This is a genomic window from Exiguobacterium sp. s48 (assembly GCF_018617395.1).
Lineage (GTDB): Bacteria > Bacillota > Bacilli > Exiguobacteriales > Exiguobacteriaceae > Exiguobacterium.
In genome coordinates this window covers 64,373-86,928 of the sequence record NZ_JACSKC010000002.1, presented here as the reverse complement: position 1 = coordinate 86,928, position 22,556 = coordinate 64,373, and the positions used below count along the sequence as shown (strand labels likewise).

The 22,556-nt window shown below is 48.4% G+C and carries 24 protein-coding genes; 12 read left to right on the top strand and 12 right to left on the bottom strand.

The window, feature by feature from the left end; translation table 11 throughout:
- Positions 1 to 4: 4 nt before the first annotated feature.
- Complete coding sequence (gene ahpF, locus KNO66_RS10820) at positions 5 to 1,528, top strand: alkyl hydroperoxide reductase subunit F (RefSeq protein ID WP_214742489.1); 1,524 nt, start codon at positions 5 to 7, stop codon at positions 1,526 to 1,528.
- 39 nt (positions 1,529 to 1,567) lie between these two features.
- Here ahpF and KNO66_RS10815 read toward each other — a convergent pair whose 3' ends face one another.
- Positions 1,568 to 1,969, bottom strand: coding sequence for a hypothetical protein (locus tag KNO66_RS10815; RefSeq protein ID WP_214742488.1), 402 nt, complete (start codon positions 1,967 to 1,969; stop codon positions 1,568 to 1,570).
- A gap of 127 nt (positions 1,970 to 2,096) precedes the next feature.
- Here KNO66_RS10815 and KNO66_RS10810 point away from each other — a divergent pair, with 127 nt between their 5' ends.
- From KNO66_RS10810 to KNO66_RS10795, 4 genes are all read left to right on the top strand, one after another.
- Positions 2,097 to 2,444, top strand: a complete 348-nt coding sequence (locus KNO66_RS10810; RefSeq protein ID WP_015880292.1) for a PadR family transcriptional regulator — start codon at positions 2,097 to 2,099, stop codon at positions 2,442 to 2,444.
- Positions 2,431 to 3,393: an HAAS signaling domain-containing protein gene (locus KNO66_RS10805; protein WP_214742487.1), complete on the top strand. Its 963-nt coding sequence runs from the start codon at positions 2,431 to 2,433 to the stop codon at positions 3,391 to 3,393. The genes KNO66_RS10810 and KNO66_RS10805 overlap by 14 nt, the downstream gene beginning before the upstream one ends.
- A gap of 78 nt (positions 3,394 to 3,471) precedes the next feature.
- Positions 3,472 to 4,308, top strand: coding sequence for an aldo/keto reductase (locus KNO66_RS10800; RefSeq protein ID WP_214742486.1), 837 nt, complete (start codon positions 3,472 to 3,474; stop codon positions 4,306 to 4,308).
- A 73-nt stretch (positions 4,309 to 4,381) separates the two neighbouring features.
- Complete coding sequence (locus KNO66_RS10795) at positions 4,382 to 4,783, top strand: DUF4304 domain-containing protein (RefSeq protein ID WP_214742485.1); 402 nt, start codon at positions 4,382 to 4,384, stop codon at positions 4,781 to 4,783.
- Between the two features lie 12 nt (positions 4,784 to 4,795).
- On the opposite strand, the gene KNO66_RS10790 is transcribed toward KNO66_RS10795, so the two are convergent.
- From KNO66_RS10790 to KNO66_RS10775, 4 genes are all read right to left on the bottom strand, one after another.
- The gene (locus KNO66_RS10790) at positions 4,796 to 5,608 is read right to left on the bottom strand and encodes a MetQ/NlpA family ABC transporter substrate-binding protein (RefSeq protein ID WP_214742484.1); all 813 of its coding nucleotides are present in this window, start codon (positions 5,606 to 5,608) and stop codon (positions 4,796 to 4,798) included.
- Positions 5,609 to 5,628: 20 nt separating this feature from the next.
- Complete coding sequence (locus KNO66_RS10785; RefSeq protein WP_031424175.1) at positions 5,629 to 6,291, bottom strand: methionine ABC transporter permease; 663 nt, start codon at positions 6,289 to 6,291, stop codon at positions 5,629 to 5,631.
- Complete coding sequence (locus KNO66_RS10780; RefSeq protein WP_214742483.1) at positions 6,284 to 7,030, bottom strand: methionine ABC transporter ATP-binding protein; 747 nt, start codon at positions 7,028 to 7,030, stop codon at positions 6,284 to 6,286. Before KNO66_RS10780 ends, KNO66_RS10785 begins: the two co-directional genes overlap by 8 nt.
- Positions 7,031 to 7,139: 109 nt before the next feature.
- Positions 7,140 to 7,880, bottom strand: coding sequence for a hypothetical protein (locus KNO66_RS10775; protein WP_214742482.1), 741 nt, complete (start codon positions 7,878 to 7,880; stop codon positions 7,140 to 7,142).
- A 195-nt stretch (positions 7,881 to 8,075) separates the two neighbouring features.
- On the opposite strand from KNO66_RS10775, the gene adhP reads away from it, so the two are divergent.
- The 4 genes from adhP (at position 8,076) to KNO66_RS10755 (ending at position 11,305) form a co-directional block, all read left to right on the top strand.
- Positions 8,076 to 9,104 carry an alcohol dehydrogenase AdhP gene (adhP, locus tag KNO66_RS10770; RefSeq protein ID WP_214742481.1) on the top strand — a complete coding sequence of 343 codons (1,029 nt, stop codon included), beginning with the start codon at positions 8,076 to 8,078 and terminating at the stop codon, positions 9,102 to 9,104.
- Between the two features lie 113 nt (positions 9,105 to 9,217).
- On the top strand, positions 9,218 to 9,643 hold the full coding sequence (locus tag KNO66_RS10765) for a MarR family winged helix-turn-helix transcriptional regulator (RefSeq protein ID WP_214742480.1): 426 nt from the start codon (positions 9,218 to 9,220) through the stop codon (positions 9,641 to 9,643).
- An 87-nt stretch (positions 9,644 to 9,730) separates the two neighbouring features.
- Positions 9,731 to 10,279 (top strand): CarD family transcriptional regulator, encoded by a 549-nt coding sequence (locus KNO66_RS10760; RefSeq protein ID WP_251128129.1) that lies wholly within the window; start codon positions 9,731 to 9,733, stop codon positions 10,277 to 10,279.
- Between the two features lie 111 nt (positions 10,280 to 10,390).
- Positions 10,391 to 11,305, top strand: a complete 915-nt coding sequence (locus KNO66_RS10755; protein WP_214742479.1) for a methyl-accepting chemotaxis protein — start codon at positions 10,391 to 10,393, stop codon at positions 11,303 to 11,305.
- A gap of 85 nt (positions 11,306 to 11,390) precedes the next feature.
- On the opposite strand, the gene KNO66_RS10750 is transcribed toward KNO66_RS10755, so the two are convergent.
- Positions 11,391 to 11,588, bottom strand: a complete 198-nt coding sequence (locus KNO66_RS10750; RefSeq protein WP_214742478.1) for a hypothetical protein — start codon at positions 11,586 to 11,588, stop codon at positions 11,391 to 11,393.
- A gap of 115 nt (positions 11,589 to 11,703) precedes the next feature.
- Positions 11,704 to 13,203 (bottom strand): malate:quinone oxidoreductase, encoded by a 1,500-nt coding sequence (locus tag KNO66_RS10745; protein WP_214742477.1) that lies wholly within the window; start codon positions 13,201 to 13,203, stop codon positions 11,704 to 11,706.
- Between the two features lie 191 nt (positions 13,204 to 13,394).
- On the opposite strand from KNO66_RS10745, the gene KNO66_RS10740 reads away from it, so the two are divergent.
- Together KNO66_RS10740 and KNO66_RS10735 are read left to right on the top strand one after the other, a co-directional pair.
- Positions 13,395 to 13,856, top strand: coding sequence for a DUF2691 family protein (locus KNO66_RS10740; protein ID WP_214742476.1), 462 nt, complete (start codon positions 13,395 to 13,397; stop codon positions 13,854 to 13,856).
- Between the two features lie 27 nt (positions 13,857 to 13,883).
- Positions 13,884 to 14,441 (top strand): histidine phosphatase family protein, encoded by a 558-nt coding sequence (locus tag KNO66_RS10735; RefSeq protein WP_214742475.1) that lies wholly within the window; start codon positions 13,884 to 13,886, stop codon positions 14,439 to 14,441.
- Between the two features lie 11 nt (positions 14,442 to 14,452).
- Here KNO66_RS10735 and KNO66_RS10730 read toward each other — a convergent pair whose 3' ends face one another.
- The 4 genes from KNO66_RS10730 to KNO66_RS10715 form a co-directional block, all read right to left on the bottom strand.
- The gene (locus KNO66_RS10730; protein ID WP_214742474.1) at positions 14,453 to 15,316 is read right to left on the bottom strand and encodes a DegV family protein; all 864 of its coding nucleotides are present in this window, start codon (positions 15,314 to 15,316) and stop codon (positions 14,453 to 14,455) included.
- Between the two features lie 116 nt (positions 15,317 to 15,432).
- Positions 15,433 to 15,915: a methylated-DNA--[protein]-cysteine S-methyltransferase gene (locus KNO66_RS10725; RefSeq protein ID WP_214742473.1), complete on the bottom strand. Its 483-nt coding sequence runs from the start codon at positions 15,913 to 15,915 to the stop codon at positions 15,433 to 15,435.
- The gene (locus KNO66_RS10720; protein WP_214742472.1) at positions 15,902 to 16,795 is read right to left on the bottom strand and encodes a DNA-3-methyladenine glycosylase family protein; all 894 of its coding nucleotides are present in this window, start codon (positions 16,793 to 16,795) and stop codon (positions 15,902 to 15,904) included. The genes KNO66_RS10725 and KNO66_RS10720 overlap by 14 nt, the downstream gene beginning before the upstream one ends.
- Complete coding sequence (locus KNO66_RS10715) at positions 16,792 to 17,340, bottom strand: bifunctional transcriptional activator/DNA repair enzyme AdaA (protein ID WP_214742471.1); 549 nt, start codon at positions 17,338 to 17,340, stop codon at positions 16,792 to 16,794. Before KNO66_RS10715 ends, KNO66_RS10720 begins: the two co-directional genes overlap by 4 nt.
- Positions 17,341 to 17,511: 171 nt before the next feature.
- On the opposite strand from KNO66_RS10715, the gene mprF reads away from it, so the two are divergent.
- On the top strand, positions 17,512 to 20,004 hold the full coding sequence (mprF, locus tag KNO66_RS10710; protein ID WP_214742470.1) for a bifunctional lysylphosphatidylglycerol flippase/synthetase MprF: 2,493 nt from the start codon (positions 17,512 to 17,514) through the stop codon (positions 20,002 to 20,004).
- 47 nt (positions 20,005 to 20,051) lie between these two features.
- Here the strand turns inward: mprF and KNO66_RS10705 are convergent, their stop codons facing one another.
- Entirely contained in the window at positions 20,052 to 22,442 is a 2,391-nt protein-coding gene (locus KNO66_RS10705) for a carbohydrate binding domain-containing protein (protein WP_214742469.1), read from the bottom strand.
- Between the last annotated feature and the right edge of the window lie 114 nt (positions 22,443 to 22,556).

The window sequence follows — 22,556 nt, the reverse complement described above, 5'->3', positions numbered from 1 at the left end:
TTGCATGTTAGAAGCAGCGATTAAACAACAGCTCGACCAATATCTCCAGCTCATGGAGGGCGATGTCGTCCTCCGTGTGAGCGCTGGGGAAGACAAAGTCTCAAATGAGATGCTCGAGCTCGTCAACGAACTCGCCAGCATGTCATCACGTATCTCGGTCGAACGCGCGACACTCGAGCGTACGCCGAGCTTCAGCGTGAATCGTCCATCTGAAGAGACAGGAATCGTCTTCGCAGGGATTCCACTCGGACACGAGTTCACATCACTCGTCCTCGCCCTCCTCCAAGTGAGTGGGCGCGCACCGAAAGTCGATGCGGACACAATCAAACAGATTCAAAACATCGAAGGCACGTATCACTTCGAGTCATACATCAGTCTCAGCTGCCACAACTGTCCTGACGTCGTGCAAGCGCTAAACGTCATGAGCGTCCTCAATCCGAACATCGCGCACACGATGATCGATGGAGCCGCGTTCAAGGATGAAGTGGAAGCAAAAGAAATCATGGCTGTCCCGACGGTCTTCTTGAACGGAGAATCGTTCGGTAACGGTCGGATGTCACTCGAAGAGATCTTAGCGAAACTCGGTACAGGTCCTGACGCCTCTGCATTCTCGGATAAAGATCCATACGACGTGCTCGTCGTCGGTGGCGGTCCAGCTGGTGCGAGTGCAGCTGTATACGCGGCTCGTAAAGGAATCCGTACCGGAATCATCGCAGAGCGCTTCGGTGGCCAAGTGATGGACACGATGGGGATCGAGAACTTCATCGGTACCGCTTATACAGAAGGTCCAAAGCTCGTCGCAAGTCTAGAAGAGCACGTCAAAGAGTACGGAATCGACGTCATGAACCTTCAACGCGCAAAACGTCTTGAGAAAAAGGACCTCGTCGAGATCGAACTCGAGAACGGCGCTGTCTTGAAGAGTAAGAGTGTCATCCTCTCGACCGGTGCACGCTGGCGTAACGTCAACGTCCCAGGTGAGGCGGAGTTCAAAAACAAAGGGGTCGCTTACTGCCCGCACTGTGACGGTCCTCTCTTCGAAGGGAAACGTGTCGCGGTCATCGGTGGCGGTAACTCCGGGATTGAAGCGGCCATCGACCTCGCAGGGATTGTCAAGCACGTAACGGTCCTCGAGTTCGCTCCTGAACTCAAGGCCGACCAAGTGCTACAAGACCGTCTCCACAGCCTCCCGAATGTGACTGTCATCACGAACGCTCAGACGACAGAAATCACGGGTACGGACAAAGTGAACGGGATCTCCTATGTGTCTCGTGAAACGAACGAGTCACATCACGTCGAATTGGAAGGCGTCTTCGTCCAAATCGGTCTCGTCCCGAACACGGACTGGCTCGACTTGGTCGAACGCAACAACTTCGGGGAAATCGTCGTCGACCGTCATGGCGCGACGAACGTCCCAGGTGTGTTCGCAGCAGGAGACTGCACGAACAGCGCCTACAAACAAATCATCATCTCGATGGGTTCTGGTGCGACAGCCGCACTCGGCGCCTTCGACTACATGATCCGCAACTAACACAAAGACTCGCCCTCTATCATGAGAGCGAGTCTTTTTTTACAGTTCAAACGTCTTCCCCGAGTCCGGGATGAATAAAATCGAGTCTCCGCTCTCCGTTTCAAACCGATAGCCCACTCGAGGAGTAAATGGATTCCACTCTCCCCCGGTCGTCGGAACGCTCTCCATGTACGTCACGTCCTTGTACGTTTTGCTCAACGTCTCTTCTGCCTCAGCTAACGAGTAGCTTGGAATCGAGAGCAAAATCGCCACCCCAACACTCATCACTCCGACCGACACCGCCCAAAGAGTCGATGTCGGCTTTCGAAACTGTGCCAAGACTAGCAACATGATGATCCAGCCAATCGGTACCCCAAACGTCGCCGCATTCCCATACCACTGCGCATTGATCGTCAATAAACTGGCAATCACCACACCGCCAACCATCCACCACCACTTCATCAACATCACCTCCTCTTTATTATCCCAAAACCAGGAAATGACTCAATACTTTTATTCACATTGATGTATGATAACTTATAGTGTATGATATACAGTATAAAGATAAACGAATGAAGGAGGCGAAAAAATGTCCGATGTAAAAGCCTCGTTGGTGACGGAGTTGCGGCGCGGTACATTGACGATTGCGGTGCTCAGCCAGTTGAAGACACCCCAATACGGCTATTCTCTCGTTCAAGCGCTACTTGATGCCGACATCAACATTGACCAGAGTACGCTTTACCCACTCTTGCGTCGACTTGAAAAACAAGGACTCGTCACGAGTTCCTGGGACACGACGGAGAGTCGACCTCGCAAGTACTATGTGCTCAGCCCAGACGGAATGGATATTTTGAATGAGTTGTACGTGGAATGGATGAACATGTCGAAAACATTGACCCGTCTAATTGAAGGAGGAAATGATCATGAATCTTCGTGATGTGTATATCGATGAAGTCACCTCTCGAATCCCAGAGTCGATGCGGCAAGACGTCGCACTCGAATTGGAATCGACCATTGATGACATGACTGGAAATGACCCGTCTGAAGCGGCTTTATTTGAAGCATTGCGCCAACTCGGCGACCCTCATATCCTCGCTGCTCGCTATGCGAACCGGCCACTCTATCTCATTGGTCCTGCCCTCTTCACACAGTATGTGAACATCATCAAGATCGTCTTACCAATTGCCGTCACGGTTGTCACCATTCTCTCCATCATCGGTTATTTGACCAATCCCATCGACGACACGTCTTGGAGTCAATTCTTGATTCAAGCATTCCTTCAAACTGGGGCGGCCATCTTCAATGTCGTCGTTCAAACGCTATTCTGGATCACCCTCACGTTCTTCATCATTGAGCGTGCCGTACCTGAGGGTGAAGTACCCTTCTCGAGTTGGAAACCTGAACAACTCAAGAAAGTAAAGCCACGTTCGACCTCGATTTCTTTTGGTTCGATCTTGTTTGACTTGGTCGCCACCGTTCTCCTGGTCGTCTTGTACGTCAACGCCGAGCAGATGATTCGTGTCGTCATTAATGGCGAATCCTATCCGCTGTTCAATTCGTCGGTCTTGGATCGATTTTTCCCGTTTGTCATCGCCTTGGCCGCCTTTGGCATCGCCATCGCTATTTACAAATGGATCGTTCGACACTGGACAAAGCCGCTCGCCTTGTGGAATACCCTCTTCAATATCGTATGGATTGCCGTCACGGCGCTCATTTTACTGCAACCCGATTTACTTTCTTCTAATGTCCTCTCATTGATCGCTGAACAAACTACAATCGACATCGAAACAATCAGCCAATGGGCTGTGTGGAGTATTCTGTTCACGGTAATCGTCGTGTGTATCCTCGATTTGGCTGAAGGGTTGATCAAAGCGTTTCGACGTTGACCTCACATTCAAACGTTTCATTTCCGAGGAAAGTGGAATACCCGACTAGAGAACGGATTTTGAATGGGGAGGCATTTGATGGGTATTCCAACAATCAAGCTACATGACGGTTATGAGATTCCGGCCATCGGACTCGGAACAGTTTATTTAAAAGGTGAAGCAGGGGTCGACGCCATTACGTGCGCCATCCGAAACGGGTATCGGCTCATCGATTCGGCGATTCGCTACGACAATGAAGGTGCGGTCGGTGAAGCGGTTCGTCAATCTGGCATCCCGCGCGAACAGCTTTTCTTAACATCAAAATTACGCGCGCAATATTACGACTACGACCAAGCACTCGAGATGATTCGAGAGTCCCTATATCGGGCGAATCTCGACTATTGGGATTTGTTCCTCTTGCATTGGCCAAACCCGAAACAAGACAAGTACGTCGAGGCATGGCGTGCCTTGATTCAAGCGAAGAAAAATGGATGGATTCGCTCCATCGGGGTATCGAACTTCATGCCGGAGCACCTTGACCGCTTGATTGAAGAGACGGGAGAAACACCGGTCATCAACCAAATCGAGTTACACCCGTACTTCTCGCAAGTCGAACAGCGGCAAGCCGACAAAGAACGCGGCATCATCACAGAAGCGTGGAGCCCGCTCAGTCGCGCCCGCACGGTTATCCATGACGAGAAGATCACAGAGCTCGCGAAACAAAAAGGAAAGAGCGTCTCTCAAGTCATCTTACGTTGGCACGTGCAACTTGGGGTCATCCCGCTCGCCCGCTCGTCTAATGAGTTACACCAAAAAGAGAACCTCGACGTCTTCAACTTCGAATTGACCGAGGCAGAGATGGAGACGCTCAATGCGTTGACGAAACCGGATGGTCGCATCGATGACCAAGACCCGAGAGAATACGAAGAGTATTAATTAAATCGGGTTGAGCATGCGCTCAATCCGATTTTTGTATATATTCTAACTAAACTACTTAAAGGAGATTCTCATGCTATCCCAACAACGAAAAGACATGATTGCCTTCTTGAAACGGGAAGTCGTTCCTTATTTGCGGTCACATCAATTCCAAGGATCGTTTCCTCACTTTCGGCGCATGCAATCTGACCGAATTGATTTAGTCACCTTTCAATTCAATCGGCATGGTGGCTCGTTCATCGTCGAATTGGCTCAAGCTCCGCCCAGTGGCTTTCAAACATATTGGGGAGAACAAATTAGCCCACAAAAAATGACCGCCCATGATATCGACGTCGACGCACGACGAAGGCTGGGCAGTCATTCTTCAGATGAAGACGGTATTTGGTTCTTTTACGAGTCAGCTCAATCTGACCAAGACTATCTACGCGTGGTGCAACAAGTCATTGCTTCGTTTGAACAAGATATCTTACGTTGACTACGGAATTAATTAAAACGCCGGAATGGCTGTTTCTTCATAGTTTTCTTCTAAGAACGCACGGACTTCATCACTTGTGAGCGCTTCGCCGAGTTTTTGGATCGCTTCGTCATCCTGGTTGTCTTCACGTGCGACAAGCGTGATGGCGAAGTCGTTCTCGACACCTTCTGTTAAGAGAGCGTCACTCTTCGGTGTCAAACCGAGTGGTGCCGCGTAAGCCGGTGTCATCAAGACCGCATCAACATCATCGTATGCACGAGCGAGCATCAACAAGTCGACTTCTTCAAACTTGAAGTTTTTCGGGTTCGATGTGATATCAGCTTGTGTATAGTACGTGCCTTCTTTCTCTCCGAGCTCGATCACATCATGTTGTGCGAGAAGGGAGAGCGAACGGTCGATGTTCGATACATCGTTGGCGATGGCGATTGTCGCGCCTTCCGGGAGGTCTTCCATATTGTCATAGTTTTTCGCGTATACGCCGTAGTTTGCGAAATAAATCGGTTCGATGGGAACGAGATTCGCATCATTGCTGCGGTTGAACTCTTCCATGTACGGGACGTGTTGGAAGAAGTTCGCATCGACTTCTTTTGCCGCAAGTGCCGAGTTCGGTTGGACGTTGTCTCCGAGGACGACAATTTCGAGTTCGATATTGTCTTCCGCGAGCTGTTCTTTCGCGATATCAAGCATATCTGTCATCGGTGGGATGAGTGACGCGACTTTCAACGTCTGTGGTTCGTTCGCTTGTTCTGTTTGTGTTTCTGTGTCGTTCCCGCATGCGGCGAGGACGAGTGTGAGTGAGGCAAGAAGTGCCATCAATTTTTTCATATTCATTTCCTACTTTCTGTTTAGCGTTTGTCGATGATTCGTGCCACGGTCGTGCCCGTGAACTGGATCAATTGCACGAAGACGAGCATGATGAGAATCATATAGAGCATGAGTTCGGTCTGGAACTGCTGATACCCATAACGGATGGCAAAGTCACCGATGCCACCTCCCCCGACGACCCCCATGATCGTCGAGTACGAGATAAAGCTGATGATGGATGTGGTCAAGCCAAGGACGAGGCCAGATCGGGCTTCCACATATAGAAACTTAAAGATGATATCTTTCACCGATGCGCCCATCGAGAGTGCCGCTTCAATGACCCCGCGTGGGACATCAATCAACGACTGTTCGACAAGGCGTGCATAATGTGCGATGGCAATGATGGAAAGTGGCACCGTCGCTGCTGCCGTTCCGATGGCGGTCCCGATAATAAGTCGTGTAAATGGAATCAAAAACACGACGAGTAACAAGAATGGGAAAGACCGCACGATGTTCACGACCAGGTTGAGGACGGAGAAGACGATTTGGTTCTCTAACAATTGTCCTTTACGCGAAAGGTAAAGCCACGTGCCTAACGGCAATCCGACTAGAATTGCGGCGAGAATCGATACCCCGACCATAATGAACGTTTCGGCGATGGATTGCCAAATCTCTGATTGATAGCGCACCAAGATGTCAGGCATTCGATTCACCTTCCTCTCGCAACTGTTCGACGAACCAACTTGGGTTCTGATCGATGGCGACCACCCCTGTCGGCTCCCGTTCAATCGTCTCATGAACGGTACCGTCTGCCATGACGGTGACACGATGACAGATTTGACGAATGACATCCATCTCATGTGTGACGAGCACAACGGTGACGCCGAGTTTTTCATTGACTGACTGAAGGACACGCAGCACTTCCGCTGTCGTATTCGGGTCGAGAGAAGAGGTCGGTTCATCGCATAGGAGTACGCTCGGTTCACTTGCGAGTGCCCGAGCGATGGCGACACGTTGCTTCTGTCCCCCACTCAACTGGGAAGGATATTTATCGCGATACACTTCGAGTCCAACGAACCGGAGACATTCCATCACGCGCGTCTCCCATGATGCTTTCGGCCGCTTGGCAAGTTTCAGTGAATCGAGGACGTTATCAAAGACGGTCTTGTTTGCAACAAGATTAAATTGTTGAAAAATCATACCGATCCGATGTCGCTTCTTGCGTAGTTCCCTGTTAGAGAGTTCGGTCAACTGGTCGCCATCGACTGTGACGCTCCCGGCATCCGGTTTCTCCAACAAATTCATCAATCGAAGAAGCGTCGACTTCCCGGCACCGCTCGCGCCGATGATGCCGTAAATCTCACCTTTTCGAATATGAAGCGATACATCGCGGACGGCCATTTCTTGTCCATACCGCTTATGGACGGACGACAATGTGATCATGGCAGACATCCTTTCTACATCTCGTGAGTGAGTCAACCGTTTATCATTTTAGCGAAGTAAAGAGTCGATGTCAGTTCATGTGCTCACATGAAAAGAACCGCACTGCGGTTCAGAGTGGATGTCGTTTAAAATGTTCGGCTATGTGTCGTTTCATGGCGTCTCGATTTTCGGCAAAGATGTGATGGCGATGACCGTTCCCACCAGACGGATGTGGAAACCCACTCACTACGCGATCTTGATCCAAAAGACCTCGCTCAACCAATAACTCCACGGCTCGCCTTACGTTCACGCCCATCGGTAGGATGAGTGCATCTTGAAGATGGGCCATCTCTTCTGCGAAGATTCCTTCTACGTACGGTCGAAACAGCTCTGTTCGAATCATATCCGGGCTCGATCCGTTATAGTTCTTGCCTTTATAGAAGACGGGATAAGGGAGGACCGCCGTGTTTTGAACGAGATGGTTCGCTGACCCAAACAAATCGAGGGATGATTCGATTCCCAAATGATGATGTAACTCCAAATCGTCTAGCATCGTCACTAAGTTCTTTCGAATCGGACCGGAAAAACTGCCACGTTGTTTGACGGCTCGAAGCGCCTCTTCGTCCGTTGCATCCTTCAAGTCACGGATTGCCTCGAACGACTGACGCATCTGATATAAACCTGGCGTGATTCCCGCGATGACGACTTTTGCCTTTGGATTGATGTATTCGAACGGTGCATAATAGATGTCGAGTTGTTTCTTTTCATCACGGTCTAACAGAAAGTCTTCACTTTTCAACATTTCTTCTTCTAAATTTGATAGCTGCAAAATCTTTGATTTATATGTGTGAAATAATGCTGTTCGTGTCATATAAACAACACTCCTGTCGTCTACTTTCTCTATCTCTATTTCCCTAAATCTTTGTGTGAGAAAAGTTCATGTTTCAGACAAACGCTATTCAAGAATAAAGCGCTTTCATTCCATTTTTTGTGCTATTCTGACGATGTGATTGAGAAATGATTTTCCATCAGGTTCGCTAAATTCTCACAAGGAGTGTGTTCAGACATGAAAGCAGTCGTTGTCAATTCAGCAAGCAAAGCCAACATCGAAGTCGTTGAAAAGGAACTACGTCCATTACAAGCAGGTGAGGCGCTCGTCGATGTCGAGTACTGTGGCGTTTGTCACACAGACCTTCACGTCGCGGCCGGTGACTTCGGGGATGTGCAAGGACGCGTGCTTGGTCATGAAGGGATCGGGATTGTGTCAAAAATCGCGGACGATGTCAAAAGTCTAAAAATTGGAGACCGCGTCAGTATCGCCTGGATGTATCATGCATGTGGTCGCTGTGAATATTGTACGACGGGACGGGAGACGTTCTGCCGAAACGTTCAAAATGCCGGATATAGCGTGGACGGCGGTATGGCCGAACAAAGTATCGTCGTCGCCGACTATGCGGTCAAAGTACCTGATGGATTGGACCCTGCGCAAGCTTCGAGCATCACATGTGCCGGCGTCACGACGTATAAAGCCATCAAAGTCGCAGACGTGAAACCTGGGGAGACGGTCGTCATCTACGGTTGCGGTGGACTCGGCAACCTAGCCATCCAATATGCGAAACACGTCTTCAACGCACACGTCATCGCCGTGGATTTGAACGATGATAAGCTCGAACTCGCAAAAGAGAGTGGTGCTGATTTGACGATCAACCCATCGACTGAAGGAGATGCAGCTGACATCGTACAAGAGAAGTTCGGTGGGGGCCACGCCGCTGTCGTCACGGCCGTCTCAAAAGTCGCCTTCAATTCGGCAGTCAATGCAGTCCGCGCTTGTGGGAAAGTGGTCGCGGTCGGTCTACCTTCTGAAACGATGGATTTGAACATCCCTCGTCTCGTCCTCGATGGAATCGAAGTGGTCGGCTCACTCGTCGGAACACGGAGAGACTTAGAAGAAGCCTTCCAGTTCGGGGCAGAAGGACTCGTCGTGCCGGTCGTTCATAAACGCTGTCTTCACGAGGTGCAAGACGTGTTCGAAGAGATGGAGCAAGGGAAAATTCAAGGACGTATGGTCATCGACTTCAAAAATAAAGACTGCTAATCAAAACGGGGCCTTATGCCCCGTTTTGTTCTAGATTGGCGTTGACGGGGTATAGTTGCTTTTGTATAGTTAGGAACGTCTAAAAGCCGGAAATGAAAGAGGAGTGACTTGATTTGACTCCATCAACGTCAACCCGTCTACTTGATTTATTGTCAGAGCGAAATGATCAAGTTCGACGCATGAGTGAACAATCTTGGAATGAACAAAGTGATATCCAACTCTCGAACTCGGAATGGTATATTCTCGCGACACTTTATCAATCAAAGACGACGATTGCCGAGGTCACGCGCAATGTCCACATCTCTCGCCAAGCGATTCATAAGCTGATCAAGAACCTTGAGAGTAAAGCGCTCGTCCTCGTGACGGACCACCCGCAAAATCGAAAGGACAAATGTATCGAGTTGACCTCGTTCGGTCACACTTGTTATGAACAAAACGAGACACTTAAAGCACAACTCGAGCAACGGATCCAAGATAGTCTAGGTCGAGAGGCGTTCGAACAACTGAAAACCATTCTGCGCTTGGATTGGAACCTGTAATCGTGACGAGTTAAACTTGTCACGATTTTTGTATGCACATCTTCCTTTAAACGTCAACCGAGTTGACATTTCATCTTCTGAATGACTATGCTTATAGATAAGGAAGAGGTGATCGACTTGTTTAAAGCTGGAGACTTAATCATCTACTCGACCCATGGCGTATGTCGGATTGACGACATTTCGGACAAAACGGTCGCAGGAGAAACGAAATCGTACTATACGCTTCACCCCATCAACAACTCACAAAAGTTACAAATCAGCATCCCAGTTGATAATGACAACGTGATGATGTTGACGTTACTAGAAGCAGACGAGGCATCAGAGATTTTAGAGTCGTTCCGCTCGCCTGGCGTTGAATGGAATCCGCATTCGAACAATCGCAATCGTGAATTTTTAAATGTCGTCCATTCAGGAAACCGTCACGAGATTGCCCAAGTCGTGAATACATTGAGCCGTCGACACATCGAGGCACTTCAAGCGAACAAAAAGCTGTACGAACAAGATCGTAAAATTTTAGAGAATGCCAAAACGATTTTGGTGAAAGAGCTCTCCCTTGCTCTCGAGCGTTCAGAGAGCGAAATCGAGCGCACGATTGGCGAGTACTTACATGAAAGCATGGCGACACTCACACCTTGACCTCTTCCAGTGGAAGTGGTCTTTTTTGTTCTGTCACAATAATATACTTTTTTTGACATTTTTCATGTATCCTAAAACAAATACACCAACTGATATAGGGAGGATGTTAGGATGCAACTGCACTCTAGTACGACCCATGTCACCGACACGCACGTCGTTCGGGCAATCGAAAACAATCTAGCAATCATTCGTTTTGATGAGAATCGTCGCGTCGCTTACGTCAATGAGATTTTTGCCAGAACGATGGGGTATGAAGTTCATGAACTAATGGGACGCCCCCATCGTGATCTTTGCTTGCCCGAGTTTGCAAACAGCCCCCAATACGACCTGTTTTGGCGTAAGCTCATGCAAGGATTGAGTTATCACGACAAGATTGAACGACGTGCCGCCGATGGTCATAGTGTCTGGCTAGAAGCGACCTACATGCCGATCTTCGATGACGCCAACCAGAACGTCATCGGCGTCTCAAAGATTGCGGCCGATATCACGTCACGGCAACAAGACGTACTCCACATGGCGAATGACCTTCAAGAGACGTCTGAATATTTATCCGCTCAGTCCCAAATCGGGAAACAAGACGGAGAACACGTCCTCGAGAACGTCAAACTAATCGAGCAAGAGTCGACTCAAAACCTAGAGCACTTAAAAGCGCTCCAACAAGAGGCGAAGACAATCACGGATATTGTCCGAACGATTCGCGAAATCGCTGCTCAAACCAATCTCCTCGCACTCAATGCCGCAATCGAGGCGGCACGTGCAGGTGAGCATGGACGTGGCTTCAATGTGGTTGCGACAGAGGTCCGTAACCTTTCGAACAAAGTTTCGCTTTCCATCACCGAGGTGAATAACAACATCGAAGGCATCGTCAAACGCATCGATGACGTGTCGACAAGCATCGGACGAATCTCCCATAAAGTCAAAGATAGCTCCGGACAGCTCGAGCAGACGGTCCGCGAGTTCGAAAAACTGGCGGATTCAGCCGCTACACTCGAACAGCAGGCCAAGACGTTTCTTAAGATGGTATAAGGTCATTTAGAAATCATTATATAAACAACACCGTTCCATCTATACCAAGACTATTCGTCTTGCTCCGATGGAACGGTGTTGTTCTTCAAACGCTCTTTTTACGTCTTATCAATTGTACAATTGAAAGAATTAACATGATCGCAAGTATCGGTAAAATGAATACTAAATCTGCGCGAATAATAGGCCCTTCTTCGGTCTTTGCCCAGTCATAAACAAAAAACTCCCAAACGCCCCACGCAATAAACAATACAATCGTCGTGATTTGAATTTTTGTAAGTTTCATTCCAATCCCTCCTCAGTTGTAATGTTTTTAGTATTTACTATTTACCCAATCGATATATAGATTACGCTAGGTACTGAAAAAACGAGCATACGATTGTATACTCGTCTTGAATCTATTAATTGTGGACCATGTCCTTTTCCTCTAAACCGAGCGTGACCGCAGTCGATTCGCGAATCGTCTTGAACAAATCTGGATGTTCCGACAACTTCAAGCCATATGACGGTACCATCTCTTTGATTTTCGCTTCCCACTCCGGTAAGTGTTGCGGGAAACACTGCTCGAGCACTTTCAACATGACGTGCACGGCCGTCGATGCGCCTGGAGAAGCACCGAGAAGTGCCGCAACCGAACCATCTTCGGCACTGACGACTTCCGTTCCAAATTGAAGCGTTCCTTTTCCTTGCGGTGTATCTTTGATGACCTGCACACGTTGCCCCGCCACGACAATCTCCCAATCTTCGTTTTTGGCGTTCGGGATGAATTCACGGAGTTCGTCCATCCGTTTGTCGTGTGATAAGAGTACCTGCTCGATCAAATACTTCGTAAGTGGCATCTCTTTCGCCCCTGCGGCAAGCATCGTGATGACGTTGTTTGGTTTGACCGAACGAATCAAATCCAAGTTCGATCCTGTTTTTAAGAATTTCGGCGTGAAGCCGGCGAACGGTCCAAACAACAACTCTTTGCGCCCATCAATAAAGCGTGTGTCGAGGTGCGGTACCGACATTGGTGGTGCCCCCACTTTCGCCTTCCCGTAGACCTTCGCATGATGTTGCTCGATGACCTCACGATTTTTACAAACGAGGAAGAGCCCGCTGACTGGGAATCCACCGATTTGTTTCGACTCTGGAATCCCTGTCTTTTGTAAGAGTGGTAAACTTCCACCACCACCTCCGATGAAGAGGAACGGTGCCGTGTGCGTTTCAATCTTGTTCGCAGACAAGTCTTTCACTTTCACTTCCCAAAGACCGTTGTCGAGACGTTTCACGTCCTCGACGCTATGGCCGTAGTTGACCTCAACTCCGTTCGACGTGAGATGGTCAAACAACATCCGTGTCAACGCACCAAAGTTAACGTCCGTCCCTGAATCAATTTTCGTCGCGGCAATCGGTTCGTCCGATGTCCGTCCGTCCATGATGAGGGGGAACCATTCCCGTAGCTGACTCGGATCGTCTGATAAGACCATCCCTTCAAACAACGGATTCGTTGTGAGCGCTTCCAAACGACGTTTCAAGAAGTCGACGTTCTTCTCCCCTTGGACCATGCTCATATGTGGAATCGAACGAATAAAGGCACCTGGATTTTCAATCAATCCTTGCTTGACGAGATGCGCCCAAAACTGGCGTGAGATTTGGAACTGCTCGTTGACGTTGACTGCTTTGGAGATGTCGATCGTCCCATCTGCGTTCTCTGTTGTATAGTTTAATTCGCAAAGTGCGGCATGTCCCGTACCTGCGTTATTCCATTCGTTTGAACTTTCTTCCCCTGCTGCATCGAGCTTTTCGAACACTTTGATGTTCCACTCCGGTACGAGCTCTTTAAAGAGTGAACCGAGCGTTGCGCTCATAATTCCTGCCCCAATCAAAATGACGTCTGTTCTCGTTTGCGTACTGCTCATGAAAACCCCATCCTTATCCCCTGAATTTTTTGTCATACAACCGAAGAATCCCCATTCCTCAATCATATATTTTATAATCGTTATACCGATTATAACTCTTTTGTGATGAATGATAAGGGTTATGTATGATTTTTTGTGCTGAAACTTTTTATGAACGTGTAATGATTCTTTGAAACGTAGGAGGTTTTCTTTTGAGACGCGGCGTACGTTTTACAATACCTAATCGATACGGTCATTTTTTGCAAGAAATATTGAATACAATCCCTATTGAACAGTATCGATGGAGCGTGGTAGATGAAGAGTCTTACATCGTAGAAAATGGGGAACTTAATCGTTTGTTGTTTCCAGATTCGACAATAATCGATGGTCATCAATTCGCTGAATTGCTCACACAACATGAACACTACTTGATTTTTGTCGATATCAAAGCGTTTCAATCTGATATGTCCTCGGAAATCGTAACGTATGAAGACTTTTTACAAAGTACGTGTGAATTCGCTCTACTGGTGACCGACAGTCAAGACGTCACCATGTATTGTAAAGACCCACAGATGCTCAACTCCCTCTATGAAAATGCTGCTTTGCATGGATTCGGGGATATCACATACATCACCAGTCATAATGACTCGATGACACGCTTATCTTGTTGGTAACTAGACATCTTGAAAAGGAGAGTCCACATGCCTACACTCTATTTGATTCGCCATTGCTCTGCCGCTGGCCAAGAAGCTGACGCCCCACTTACGGAAGCCGGTCACACCCAGTCCTTACTGCTTCGCGACTTCTTTTCTGAACTCACAATCGACCGAATCATCTCAAGCGATTACACTCGTGCGATTGCTTCAGTCACACCACTTGCCGATGCTCATCACCTTTCAATCGAACGTGAACCGTTACTGAGAGAACGCATCCTGTCTCATGAACCACTCGAAGACTGGCTAACCCCATTACATCAGTCGTTCAGCGACCTGACATTCAAACTACCTGGTGCCGAATCTGCTGAAGAGGCAACACATCGTATCCTACAAGTGGTCGAGAGCGCCATTTCACAACAGGCTTCCACTCTACTTGTGACGCACGGCAACTTGCTAGCACTTCTATTACAACATCTCGACCCACGATATGACTTCGAGACGTGGCGTATGATGTGTAACCCGGACGTCTATCGTCTAGATTTTAACGACAGCACGCCAGTCATCGAGCATATTTGGCCAAACAAAAAAGCCGTCTCGCGATGAGACGGCTTTTGTTATTTCTCCACGAAGAACATCGAGATGGCACCGAGACCGACGTGTGTCCCAACGGAGACCCCCATCTGCATGAGATGAATATCGCCTGTGAAATTTGTTTCGGTTTCAATTTTTGCTTTCAAATTTTCAGCAATCCGCTGATCCGAAGTATACCCAATGATGGCAAAGTTCGTGATGTCCGGATTGATTCGTTTGGCGAACTCGTCGGTATAGTGTTTGAGCACTTTACGCGTACCACGTTCTTTTCCAACGATGGCACCTTTTCCATTTTTCATACTCATGATTGGCTTCACCATGAGTAACTTTCCGATGATAGCGCTCGTATTTGAGATTCGTCCACTTTTAATCAAATGGTCCAAGTCATCTACGGACAAGAAATGCTTCACTTTTGTCTTATACGTCTCGTTAAAATCAACGAGCTCCTCAAACGATGCACCGGCTTCACGCATCTGCGCACTCTTCAGTAGTAACCAACCGCTACCGTGGCTCATCGAACGAGAGTCGACGACATGAATCTTCACGTTTGAGTCAGGATGCGCCTCTTCAAAGTACTCTTTTCCGATAACCGCTGATTGATACGACCCACTTGTCCCACTCGACATGCAAATACAAAGAATCTTCTCATGACCAGCTGCGACCGCATCTTCCATCAATCGTAAGAACGTTGCCGGACTCGGCATTGCTGTCGTCGGAAACTCCGGTAGCGCTTCCAACATTCCGTAAAAATCATCCGGCTGGATATCCACCCGGTCCTGGTAAGACATGTTGTTCATGGTAATGATCAACGGTGCAATCCCGATGTTGTACTGTTCGAGCACTTCATCTGATAGATCACACGTTGAGTCAGCTAATAATTTAATCATGTATTCCTCCAAAAACCTTTTCCATTAGTGACGGGAATCATCCTACAACTTCGTCTGTTTCGACGTCACAATAGGACCTTCTCTAGTGTAGCAGATTTGGAGGGGGAAATGTTTTTTTACTGGGTTGAATGTGCGACTTGCTTCTCGTGATGCAAAAGCCATTCTTTTCGCCATAATCCACCGGCATACCCAATCAATTTTCCACTTGATCCGATGACGCGATGGCAAGGGACGACAATACTCAACTGGTTACGACCGTTCGTCGCCCCGACCGCTCGGACGGCTGTTGGTCGTTGCACTCGCTCAGCGAGTTCTCGGTAAGAAGCCGTCTCCGCATACGGAATCGTTTGTAACGCATCCCACACCTCTAGCTGAAACGTTGTACCCATTTGCTCAGTCGGAAACGTGAACGTCATTCGTTCCCCACGAAAATAGGCATCTAACTCATCCCGACACTGTCGTAACACACCTGGGACATCCTGATCAGGTAAATACACCTCATCTCGTTCGACAAATAAAATCGATTGAATGACTTCGTCGGTTCCAACGATTTCAATCACGCCGATTGGTGTCTTCATCTCCAATTTATACGTCTCCATATAATGACCTCCATAGATAGAACGTTGCGTATCCTTCCCATCCTTGCCAATGCTCCCCGTAACGTTTCACGTCTTCGATTGTCGGCTTTTCAGATACTCCTAATCGACGCTGGATTGCTTGATGCAATCCGACATCCGCCACGGGGAAAGCCGATGCCTCTTGAAAACACTTCATCAAGACATAGTCTGCCGTCCATTCCCCAACACCCCGAATCGCGAGTAGGCGTTGACGGATATCAGCTGAAGAATGTGATTGCAGAGACGTTTTCGACAGATTTCCACTCGTTATTTCCCGTGCAATATCAATGACATACTCTGCTTTCCTTCGACTAAATTGAAGTTCTCGCAATGCTTCCGGTTCGAGCAGGGCGATTCGCTCCGCAAGAGGGAACGTCCAGTACGTTCTTCCCTCGACGACTCGATGGTCTCCATATCGTTCAACGAAGCGTCGTTTGATTGTATACGCGAACGATAAAGTAATCTGTTGTCCGATGATGGCCCAAGTCAGCGCCTCGAACAAATCGGGAAATCCAATCATCCGTAATCCGCGATGTGATTCAATCAAAGGTGCCAGCATTTCATCTTTCGCACCCATCACTTCAAATGGGGCCAAATCGCGCTCAAGGTCTAACCAGTCTCGTACCTCACATGCGACACGTTCTTTCTCTATATCTGATACTTCATCGACCGGGAACCGTACAAGAATGTGATTCTCCTCTTCTTGGAGCTCGATTAGAATGAGCCGCTCCTCGATTCGGGTCAGCTTTCGAACCGTGTCATGCGTTGTCACATGGAGCACTTCTTGTTTTGATCGACTCAAAAAGACGAGACACTCTTGAAAATCAAAAGGCTGTTGAACAGCGAGTAGCATCTCTGTCATATGTCCTCTCCTTTTCGATACGTATTCGGTGTGCAGCCCTTTACTTGTCGGAACACGCGGTAAAAGTTCGATGGCGTTTGAAACCCGACTTCATAGCAGACGGTCAGATTGCTCATGTCGGTCGTTCGCAATAAGTAAGTCGCCTTATCAATCCGAATTTGCTCCAATTGTTGCCGTGGCGTCTTCCCGGTCGCTTGAGTGAACGTCCGCTCTAAGTGAAAAGGACTCATTTGAACATGCTCAGCAATCTGTTCGAGGCGAATCGGTTGTTTGTAATGTTCCACAAGATACGCCATGATTTGTTTGACGAGCGCATGGTGTGGCGCATGCTCCACTTCCGGCTGGCATCGTTTGCACGGTCGGAACCCGTTCGTTTCTGCTTCTTGTTTGGTCATGTAAAAATCAACATTCTCTTTTTTTGGTTTGCGGGAACGGCACGATGGTCGGCAATAGATCCCTGTTGTCTTCACAGCCGTATAAAATAATCCGTCATACGTCGCATCACAGGCGATTACTTTCGCCCACTTTTCTTCAAACGTCAGCATCTCCACACCCCTTTCTACTCTCACTGTAGCAAATCTAAAATCCACATTTCGTCCTTTTTCTTGCGCTTACAGTCTCTTCTTTTGAAACGTTTTACAGATTTCAGCCGTATCCTATAGTACGATTTAATTAGAAGACGCTGTCAGTCATATGACAGATAAGGAGAAAATCTCATGCGCACTCGTTTTTCATGGAAACAATTAAAATGGCTCATCCCTATAGCGTTAATCGCCTTAATTTTGATCCAGAGTGGACAGGAATTAAAAAACCTCTCCCTCGCGACCGCCTTCACGACATTGAAACAACTGACCGGATGGGAACAGTTCACACTCATCCTACTCGGCGGATTCGCTGTCTTGACGATGACAGGGTATGATTACTTCTTGCTCCGCTCGCTACAGATTCAATTACCGAAGCGAAAAGTCGCACAAACGGCATGGATCACGAACTCGATGAACGGCATGCTCGGATTTGGTGGAGTGATTGGGATTGCCCTTCGTACATCCCTATATCGTCCTTATACAGATACGAAGCGTCTGCTTCGTGCCATCGGATGGATGACACCTACACTTATCAGTGGTCTTTCCATCCTCTCAATCGGTGTGCTCTTTGGTATTTTCCCAGCCGGTGCACTCGTTGGGACGAAACCTTGGATTTGGCCCGTATTGCTCGCAGTAAGTGCGATGCTCCCGTTTTATCTGTTCGTCACCTCACGCCGGTCAAATGTCGGTTGGTCCACCTTACTCGGTTACACGATGACTTCCCTTGCGGAATGGGTCAGTGCCGGGATTGTGGCTGTCTACGCGTTATCACTGCTTGACGGAACCGCCACATTCCCTCAACTGTTTGGGGTCTTCATCGTCGCAACGGTCGTCGGTGTCGTCTCCCTCGTTCCGGGCGGTGCCGGTACGTTTGACTTGCTCTACCTCGTCGGGATGACACAACTTGGGATTCACCAAGACATCGTCCTTTCTTCTTTGATCATCTATCGGTTCGTATACTTTGTCATCCCATTTTTAATTGGACTCTTTCTGGCGGCAATCGCCTTTGGAGATCAGGTCGTCAAACAAATCGAACATCGACCGATCATCGGATCGTCTTATGAAATCGGAACCGTCGTATGGCGCGTCGTTTCTCGGGCACTTGCTAAGATTGGGCGCTTAGCAGGAAGTTTGATTGCCTTGATGAGCAGTCTCATCATCTGGTTTCAGACACTTCTCCCGAGTGTGACACCACTCTATGAAGTGAATCGCTGGTTCGAGTGGATTGGGACGCTCCTCTTACTGAGCGCCGGGCTCCTCATGTTCCTATCTGTGTATGGGATGTATGTACGGACCAAGCGAACGCTCTGGTTGCTTAACACCGCATTCATCTGGGCAACGATCGGTGTCATCGCCCGAGGCTTAAATTTATTTGAAGTCTTCGTCGTCATCGGTTTTGCGACGTTTGTTTGGTTAACACGAAAACGTCATGTCCGATACAGAACGATTTTAACGACCGGACGCCTCATCCGAAACCTATTCTACGTTCTCCTTTACGTTGGCTCTCATGCCTTCTTACTCCAATCCTTTGCCGGAACGGATGCTTTATTTTTCACGTCACATCAAGCGGCATGGCTGACGAGTTTGTTGCTTCTGCTCACTATGATTGTCGGCAGTACACTCCTTCTCTTGTTCGACCGTTGGAAACGTCCTGAACTCGGAGAATCCTACGACGAAACAAGAATGAGGAACTTCCAAGAAACGTACCCTACATCAAGTAGCTTTGATTTGGTTCATATGGCAGATAAACGTTTCTATATGAACGAAGCTGGAAACGCGTGTCTCTTATTTGCGACAGCTCGGAACCATGCGATTATTCTCGGAGATATCCAAGGTGAGCGACAGGCCGCGACTGAACTGTTAACGCGTTTTATTGAAGATGCGGATCGAATCGGATATATTCCTTTATTTTATCAAATCACACCGAATTGGATGCCACGGCTTCACGATGCCGGCTTCACGTTCTTCAAGCTAGGGGAAGAGGCGACGATTGACGTTTCGACCTTCTCCTTATCTGGGAAGAAGCGCGCGAATATGCGCTCACTCTACAATCAGTTTGAGAAGAAGGGCATCACGTTCGATATCGTCTGTGAACCGAGCCTCTTGCTGTTACAAGAGTTAAAAGACATCTCGGACGAGTGGATCGGGAATCGAAACGAGAAAGGTTTTTCTCTCGGATTTTTTGACTACGAAACGTTGACGCGTTATCCGATTGCCTTATTGCGAGATGCGGACGGTATCGTCGTAGCCTTCATTTCGCTACTCCGAGGAGATGGGGCCATTTCAATCGATTTGATGCGTTCAAAAAATAACGCGCCGACCGGATCGATTGAAGTGTTAATCCTTCACATTATCGAATGGGCGCGCGCAGAAGGCTATGAACATGTTGGACTCGGTGTGGCACCACTTGCCGCCGTTGGTGAGCAGACGTTCTCCCATTGGCCGGAGCGCGTCGCCGCCGACATTTTTGAAAACATCAGTTATATCTATCCGTTCAGTGGACTGCGACAGTTCAAGCAAAAGTTCAAACCGTCGTGGGAAGGACGGTATCTCGCATTCCGACAACGTCGTAAACTACTGCCATCAATCTTACGGACAGCGCGATTGATTAGTCGGAAACGTTGAAAAACAGGAATCTCTCATGATGAGAGATTCCTGTTTTGTGTATCCTCTTATTTCAACGTCACACTCACGTTATCAATCGTGATGTCATGAGCACCGAGTGGTGACCCTTCTGTGCGTCCCATCAAGAACTTCAATCCTGTCATATCCGTTACCGGCATCGTCACTTCAAACGTGTACGTGTTCGTTTCTGGTGTGACTGAAACGATTTCGCTCAAGTAGCGATAGTACCCGGCATTCTCTAACGTCACTTCGAATGAACGAGCGACAGTAGAAGATGCGTCGAATTGTACGACGTACGTTTGGTCTTGTTGTAATTCGAGACCCCCTTGTTCCATGAGGACACTCCACGTCTCGTTCCCTTCTTGCGTAATCGAGATAAGTGCCGCCTCATTCACCGCTTCGACAGCAGCCTGTGCGTCGAAGTGGACATAGGAGCCCCAGTTGGTGAGACCTTCTGTGAATGCACCATTTTTAAGTGGAGATGGGTCGATATACACCGGTGTGACATCGCGCAATTCGACGTCATCGATTTCAATCACACCTTTTTCAGAACCGAGAATGAACTGAAGCTGACTCATAAGGTCCGTTCCAGCTTCCATCGTGAACGGAATTTCATACGTATCGAATGCTTTAGATAAAGTGACACGCTGAAGCGGGAGATAGGCATCCCCATTCGCTCCGTTCAATCCGACTTGAAGACCATCCACGCGCTCTGCACGGGCTTTGAAGCGGAGAACGTATTCATGCCCTTCTTGCAATTGAATCCCTTGTTGCACCAATGTTGCCGGTGCTCCTTTTTTCTTGTTCGTTTCGAAACGGAAGAGACGCTCGACTGGATCGACCATTCCTGTCCCTTTCGTGACGCCTGGGTCGAACGTCCAATACGTCATACGATCCATCGCACCTTGGTCGAACGTACCGTTATATACATGGTTCCCGTCTCCGAGCATCGGTTTCGTCGCATTCGGATTGAATGCCTCACGAGGCGTTTGCTCGACACGGACGTTCCCGATTTGAACACCCGATGTGCTGAGTCCGACGTTGAACTCAAGACGTGCCGCAAGATCAGTCTCTTCGGTCATATCGAATGTCATCGAGTACGTTTGAACGTCTGTCGTCAAATCGAATGACCCCTCATCTGAATATTTCGCATAGCCTCGGTCCGGTCCACCGCCCACTTTAACAGCAATCGAACGCGCTGCGTCCGCCTTGGCGTCAAACGTCACTTTATAATGTCCGCCCTGTCCAAGTGACACGTTTTGAATCAATTGATGCGAGTACGGTTGGCTTCCCGCTTGCTCAATCGAAATGTCTGCAAAACGTGACCCTGCCAAGTCGATTACGTCGACTGAGCCGACTCCACCAAAGTCAGGGAGCGCCACATAGTTCCAATACGTCGGGTTGAGCGCCTGTGCACCGTTCGTCACCGTCGTGATCGGCTCTGTATAGTCTTCGTCATAGACGAGGTTTCCGTCTGCTAAAGGTTGTTTCGCACCTTCTGGTAACACGATTTCTGCATCCGAGTATGTCGGTTCGACAGCATCGCGATACTTCCCGTTCTTCAAGTCAAAGACGCGAACGTAATCGACTTCCATGTCGGCAGGGAACGGTGTCGTCTCATCGACGTCTCCATCAAACCATCCACCGACCGCCAAGTTCATGACCAAATAAAAATCTTGGTCGAATGGCGCAGGATAGCTATATTTTGAGGCTTTGTTTGCTTCTTTCGCATACCAGTCATTTTGTGTCTGATAGAGTTGACCATCTACATACCAACGAATCTCGCCAGGCTCCCACTCGACCGCATATGTATGCCACTTGTCGATGCCGTCACCTTCTGCGAAATGATAGTCTTTCCCTGTGTACTTGTTGTTTGGCCATGTTTCCCCGTAGTGAATCGTACCAGCAACTTTGTCCGGCTGACTGCCCCATGACTCCATGATGTCAATTTCGCCAGATGCTGCCCACCCACCGTAACGGTCCTCTTCTGGGAGCATCCAAAATGCCGGCCACAGTCCTTTACCGGTCGGAAGTTTCGCTCGCATCTCGTAACGACCGTATGTCTTACTGAACGTGCCCTTCGTCGTCAACTTCGCTGATGTGTAGTCATAAGTACCGAATTGATCTGACGCCTGCTCTTTCTTCGCACGAATGACGAGCTTACCGTCCTCTACGAAAGCGTTTTCGTTTTTGTCCGTATAAAATTGCTTCTCATTGTTTCCCCAACCAGCAGCGACCGGATTTCCATCTTTGTCGACAATCCAGTTCCCCGTTTCAAAATTCCATTTCGAGTGATCAATTTCAGACTTGCTAAACTCATCTGACCAGACAAGTTTCCACTTGGCGTCGTCGGCTTTTGAACTCTTTTCAGCTGGTACTTCTTGTGGCAATGACAAGACGAGACCTGTTCCGAGTGCGAGTGCAACCCATTTCTTCATCATGTGTCCTCCTTTAGGATAAGTGATGGCAATCTGTAAGTTCGTTCTTTTGAAAGCGATTTCCGAAAGCGCTTTCGTTAATTTCATTATAGTTTTTTATCTATTCCAACTTCA

What these genes read in the sequence shown, in the direction of transcription:
- ahpF (WP_214742489.1), top strand. Translation starts at nt 5, where the DNA reads ATGTTAGAAGCAGCGATTAAACAACAGCTCGACCAATATCTCCAGCTC.
- KNO66_RS10815 (WP_214742488.1), bottom strand. Translation starts at nt 1,969, where the DNA reads ATGAAGTGGTGGTGGATGGTTGGCGGTGTGGTGATTGCCAGTTTATTG.
- KNO66_RS10810 (WP_015880292.1), top strand. Translation starts at nt 2,097, where the DNA reads ATGTCCGATGTAAAAGCCTCGTTGGTGACGGAGTTGCGGCGCGGTACA.
- KNO66_RS10805 (WP_214742487.1), top strand. Translation starts at nt 2,431, where the DNA reads ATGAATCTTCGTGATGTGTATATCGATGAAGTCACCTCTCGAATCCCA.
- KNO66_RS10800 (WP_214742486.1), top strand. Translation starts at nt 3,472, where the DNA reads ATGGGTATTCCAACAATCAAGCTACATGACGGTTATGAGATTCCGGCC.
- KNO66_RS10795 (WP_214742485.1), top strand. Translation starts at nt 4,382, where the DNA reads ATGCTATCCCAACAACGAAAAGACATGATTGCCTTCTTGAAACGGGAA.
- KNO66_RS10790 (WP_214742484.1), bottom strand. Translation starts at nt 5,608, where the DNA reads ATGAAAAAATTGATGGCACTTCTTGCCTCACTCACACTCGTCCTCGCC.
- KNO66_RS10785 (WP_031424175.1), bottom strand. Translation starts at nt 6,291, where the DNA reads ATGCCTGACATCTTGGTGCGCTATCAATCAGAGATTTGGCAATCCATC.
- KNO66_RS10780 (WP_214742483.1), bottom strand. Translation starts at nt 7,030, where the DNA reads ATGATCACATTGTCGTCCGTCCATAAGCGGTATGGACAAGAAATGGCC.
- KNO66_RS10775 (WP_214742482.1), bottom strand. Translation starts at nt 7,880, where the DNA reads ATGACACGAACAGCATTATTTCACACATATAAATCAAAGATTTTGCAG.
- adhP (WP_214742481.1), top strand. Translation starts at nt 8,076, where the DNA reads ATGAAAGCAGTCGTTGTCAATTCAGCAAGCAAAGCCAACATCGAAGTC.
- KNO66_RS10760 (WP_251128129.1), top strand. Translation starts at nt 9,731, where the DNA reads ATGCTTATAGATAAGGAAGAGGTGATCGACTTGTTTAAAGCTGGAGAC.
- KNO66_RS10755 (WP_214742479.1), top strand. Translation starts at nt 10,391, where the DNA reads ATGCAACTGCACTCTAGTACGACCCATGTCACCGACACGCACGTCGTT.
- KNO66_RS10750 (WP_214742478.1), bottom strand. Translation starts at nt 11,588, where the DNA reads ATGAAACTTACAAAAATTCAAATCACGACGATTGTATTGTTTATTGCG.
- KNO66_RS10745 (WP_214742477.1), bottom strand. Translation starts at nt 13,203, where the DNA reads ATGAGCAGTACGCAAACGAGAACAGACGTCATTTTGATTGGGGCAGGA.
- KNO66_RS10735 (WP_214742475.1), top strand. Translation starts at nt 13,884, where the DNA reads ATGCCTACACTCTATTTGATTCGCCATTGCTCTGCCGCTGGCCAAGAA.
- KNO66_RS10730 (WP_214742474.1), bottom strand. Translation starts at nt 15,316, where the DNA reads ATGATTAAATTATTAGCTGACTCAACGTGTGATCTATCAGATGAAGTG.
- KNO66_RS10725 (WP_214742473.1), bottom strand. Translation starts at nt 15,915, where the DNA reads ATGGAGACGTATAAATTGGAGATGAAGACACCAATCGGCGTGATTGAA.
- KNO66_RS10720 (WP_214742472.1), bottom strand. Translation starts at nt 16,795, where the DNA reads ATGACAGAGATGCTACTCGCTGTTCAACAGCCTTTTGATTTTCAAGAG.
- KNO66_RS10715 (WP_214742471.1), bottom strand. Translation starts at nt 17,340, where the DNA reads ATGCTGACGTTTGAAGAAAAGTGGGCGAAAGTAATCGCCTGTGATGCG.
- mprF (WP_214742470.1), top strand. Translation starts at nt 17,512, where the DNA reads ATGCGCACTCGTTTTTCATGGAAACAATTAAAATGGCTCATCCCTATA.
- KNO66_RS10705 (WP_214742469.1), bottom strand. Translation starts at nt 22,442, where the DNA reads ATGAAGAAATGGGTTGCACTCGCACTCGGAACAGGTCTCGTCTTGTCA.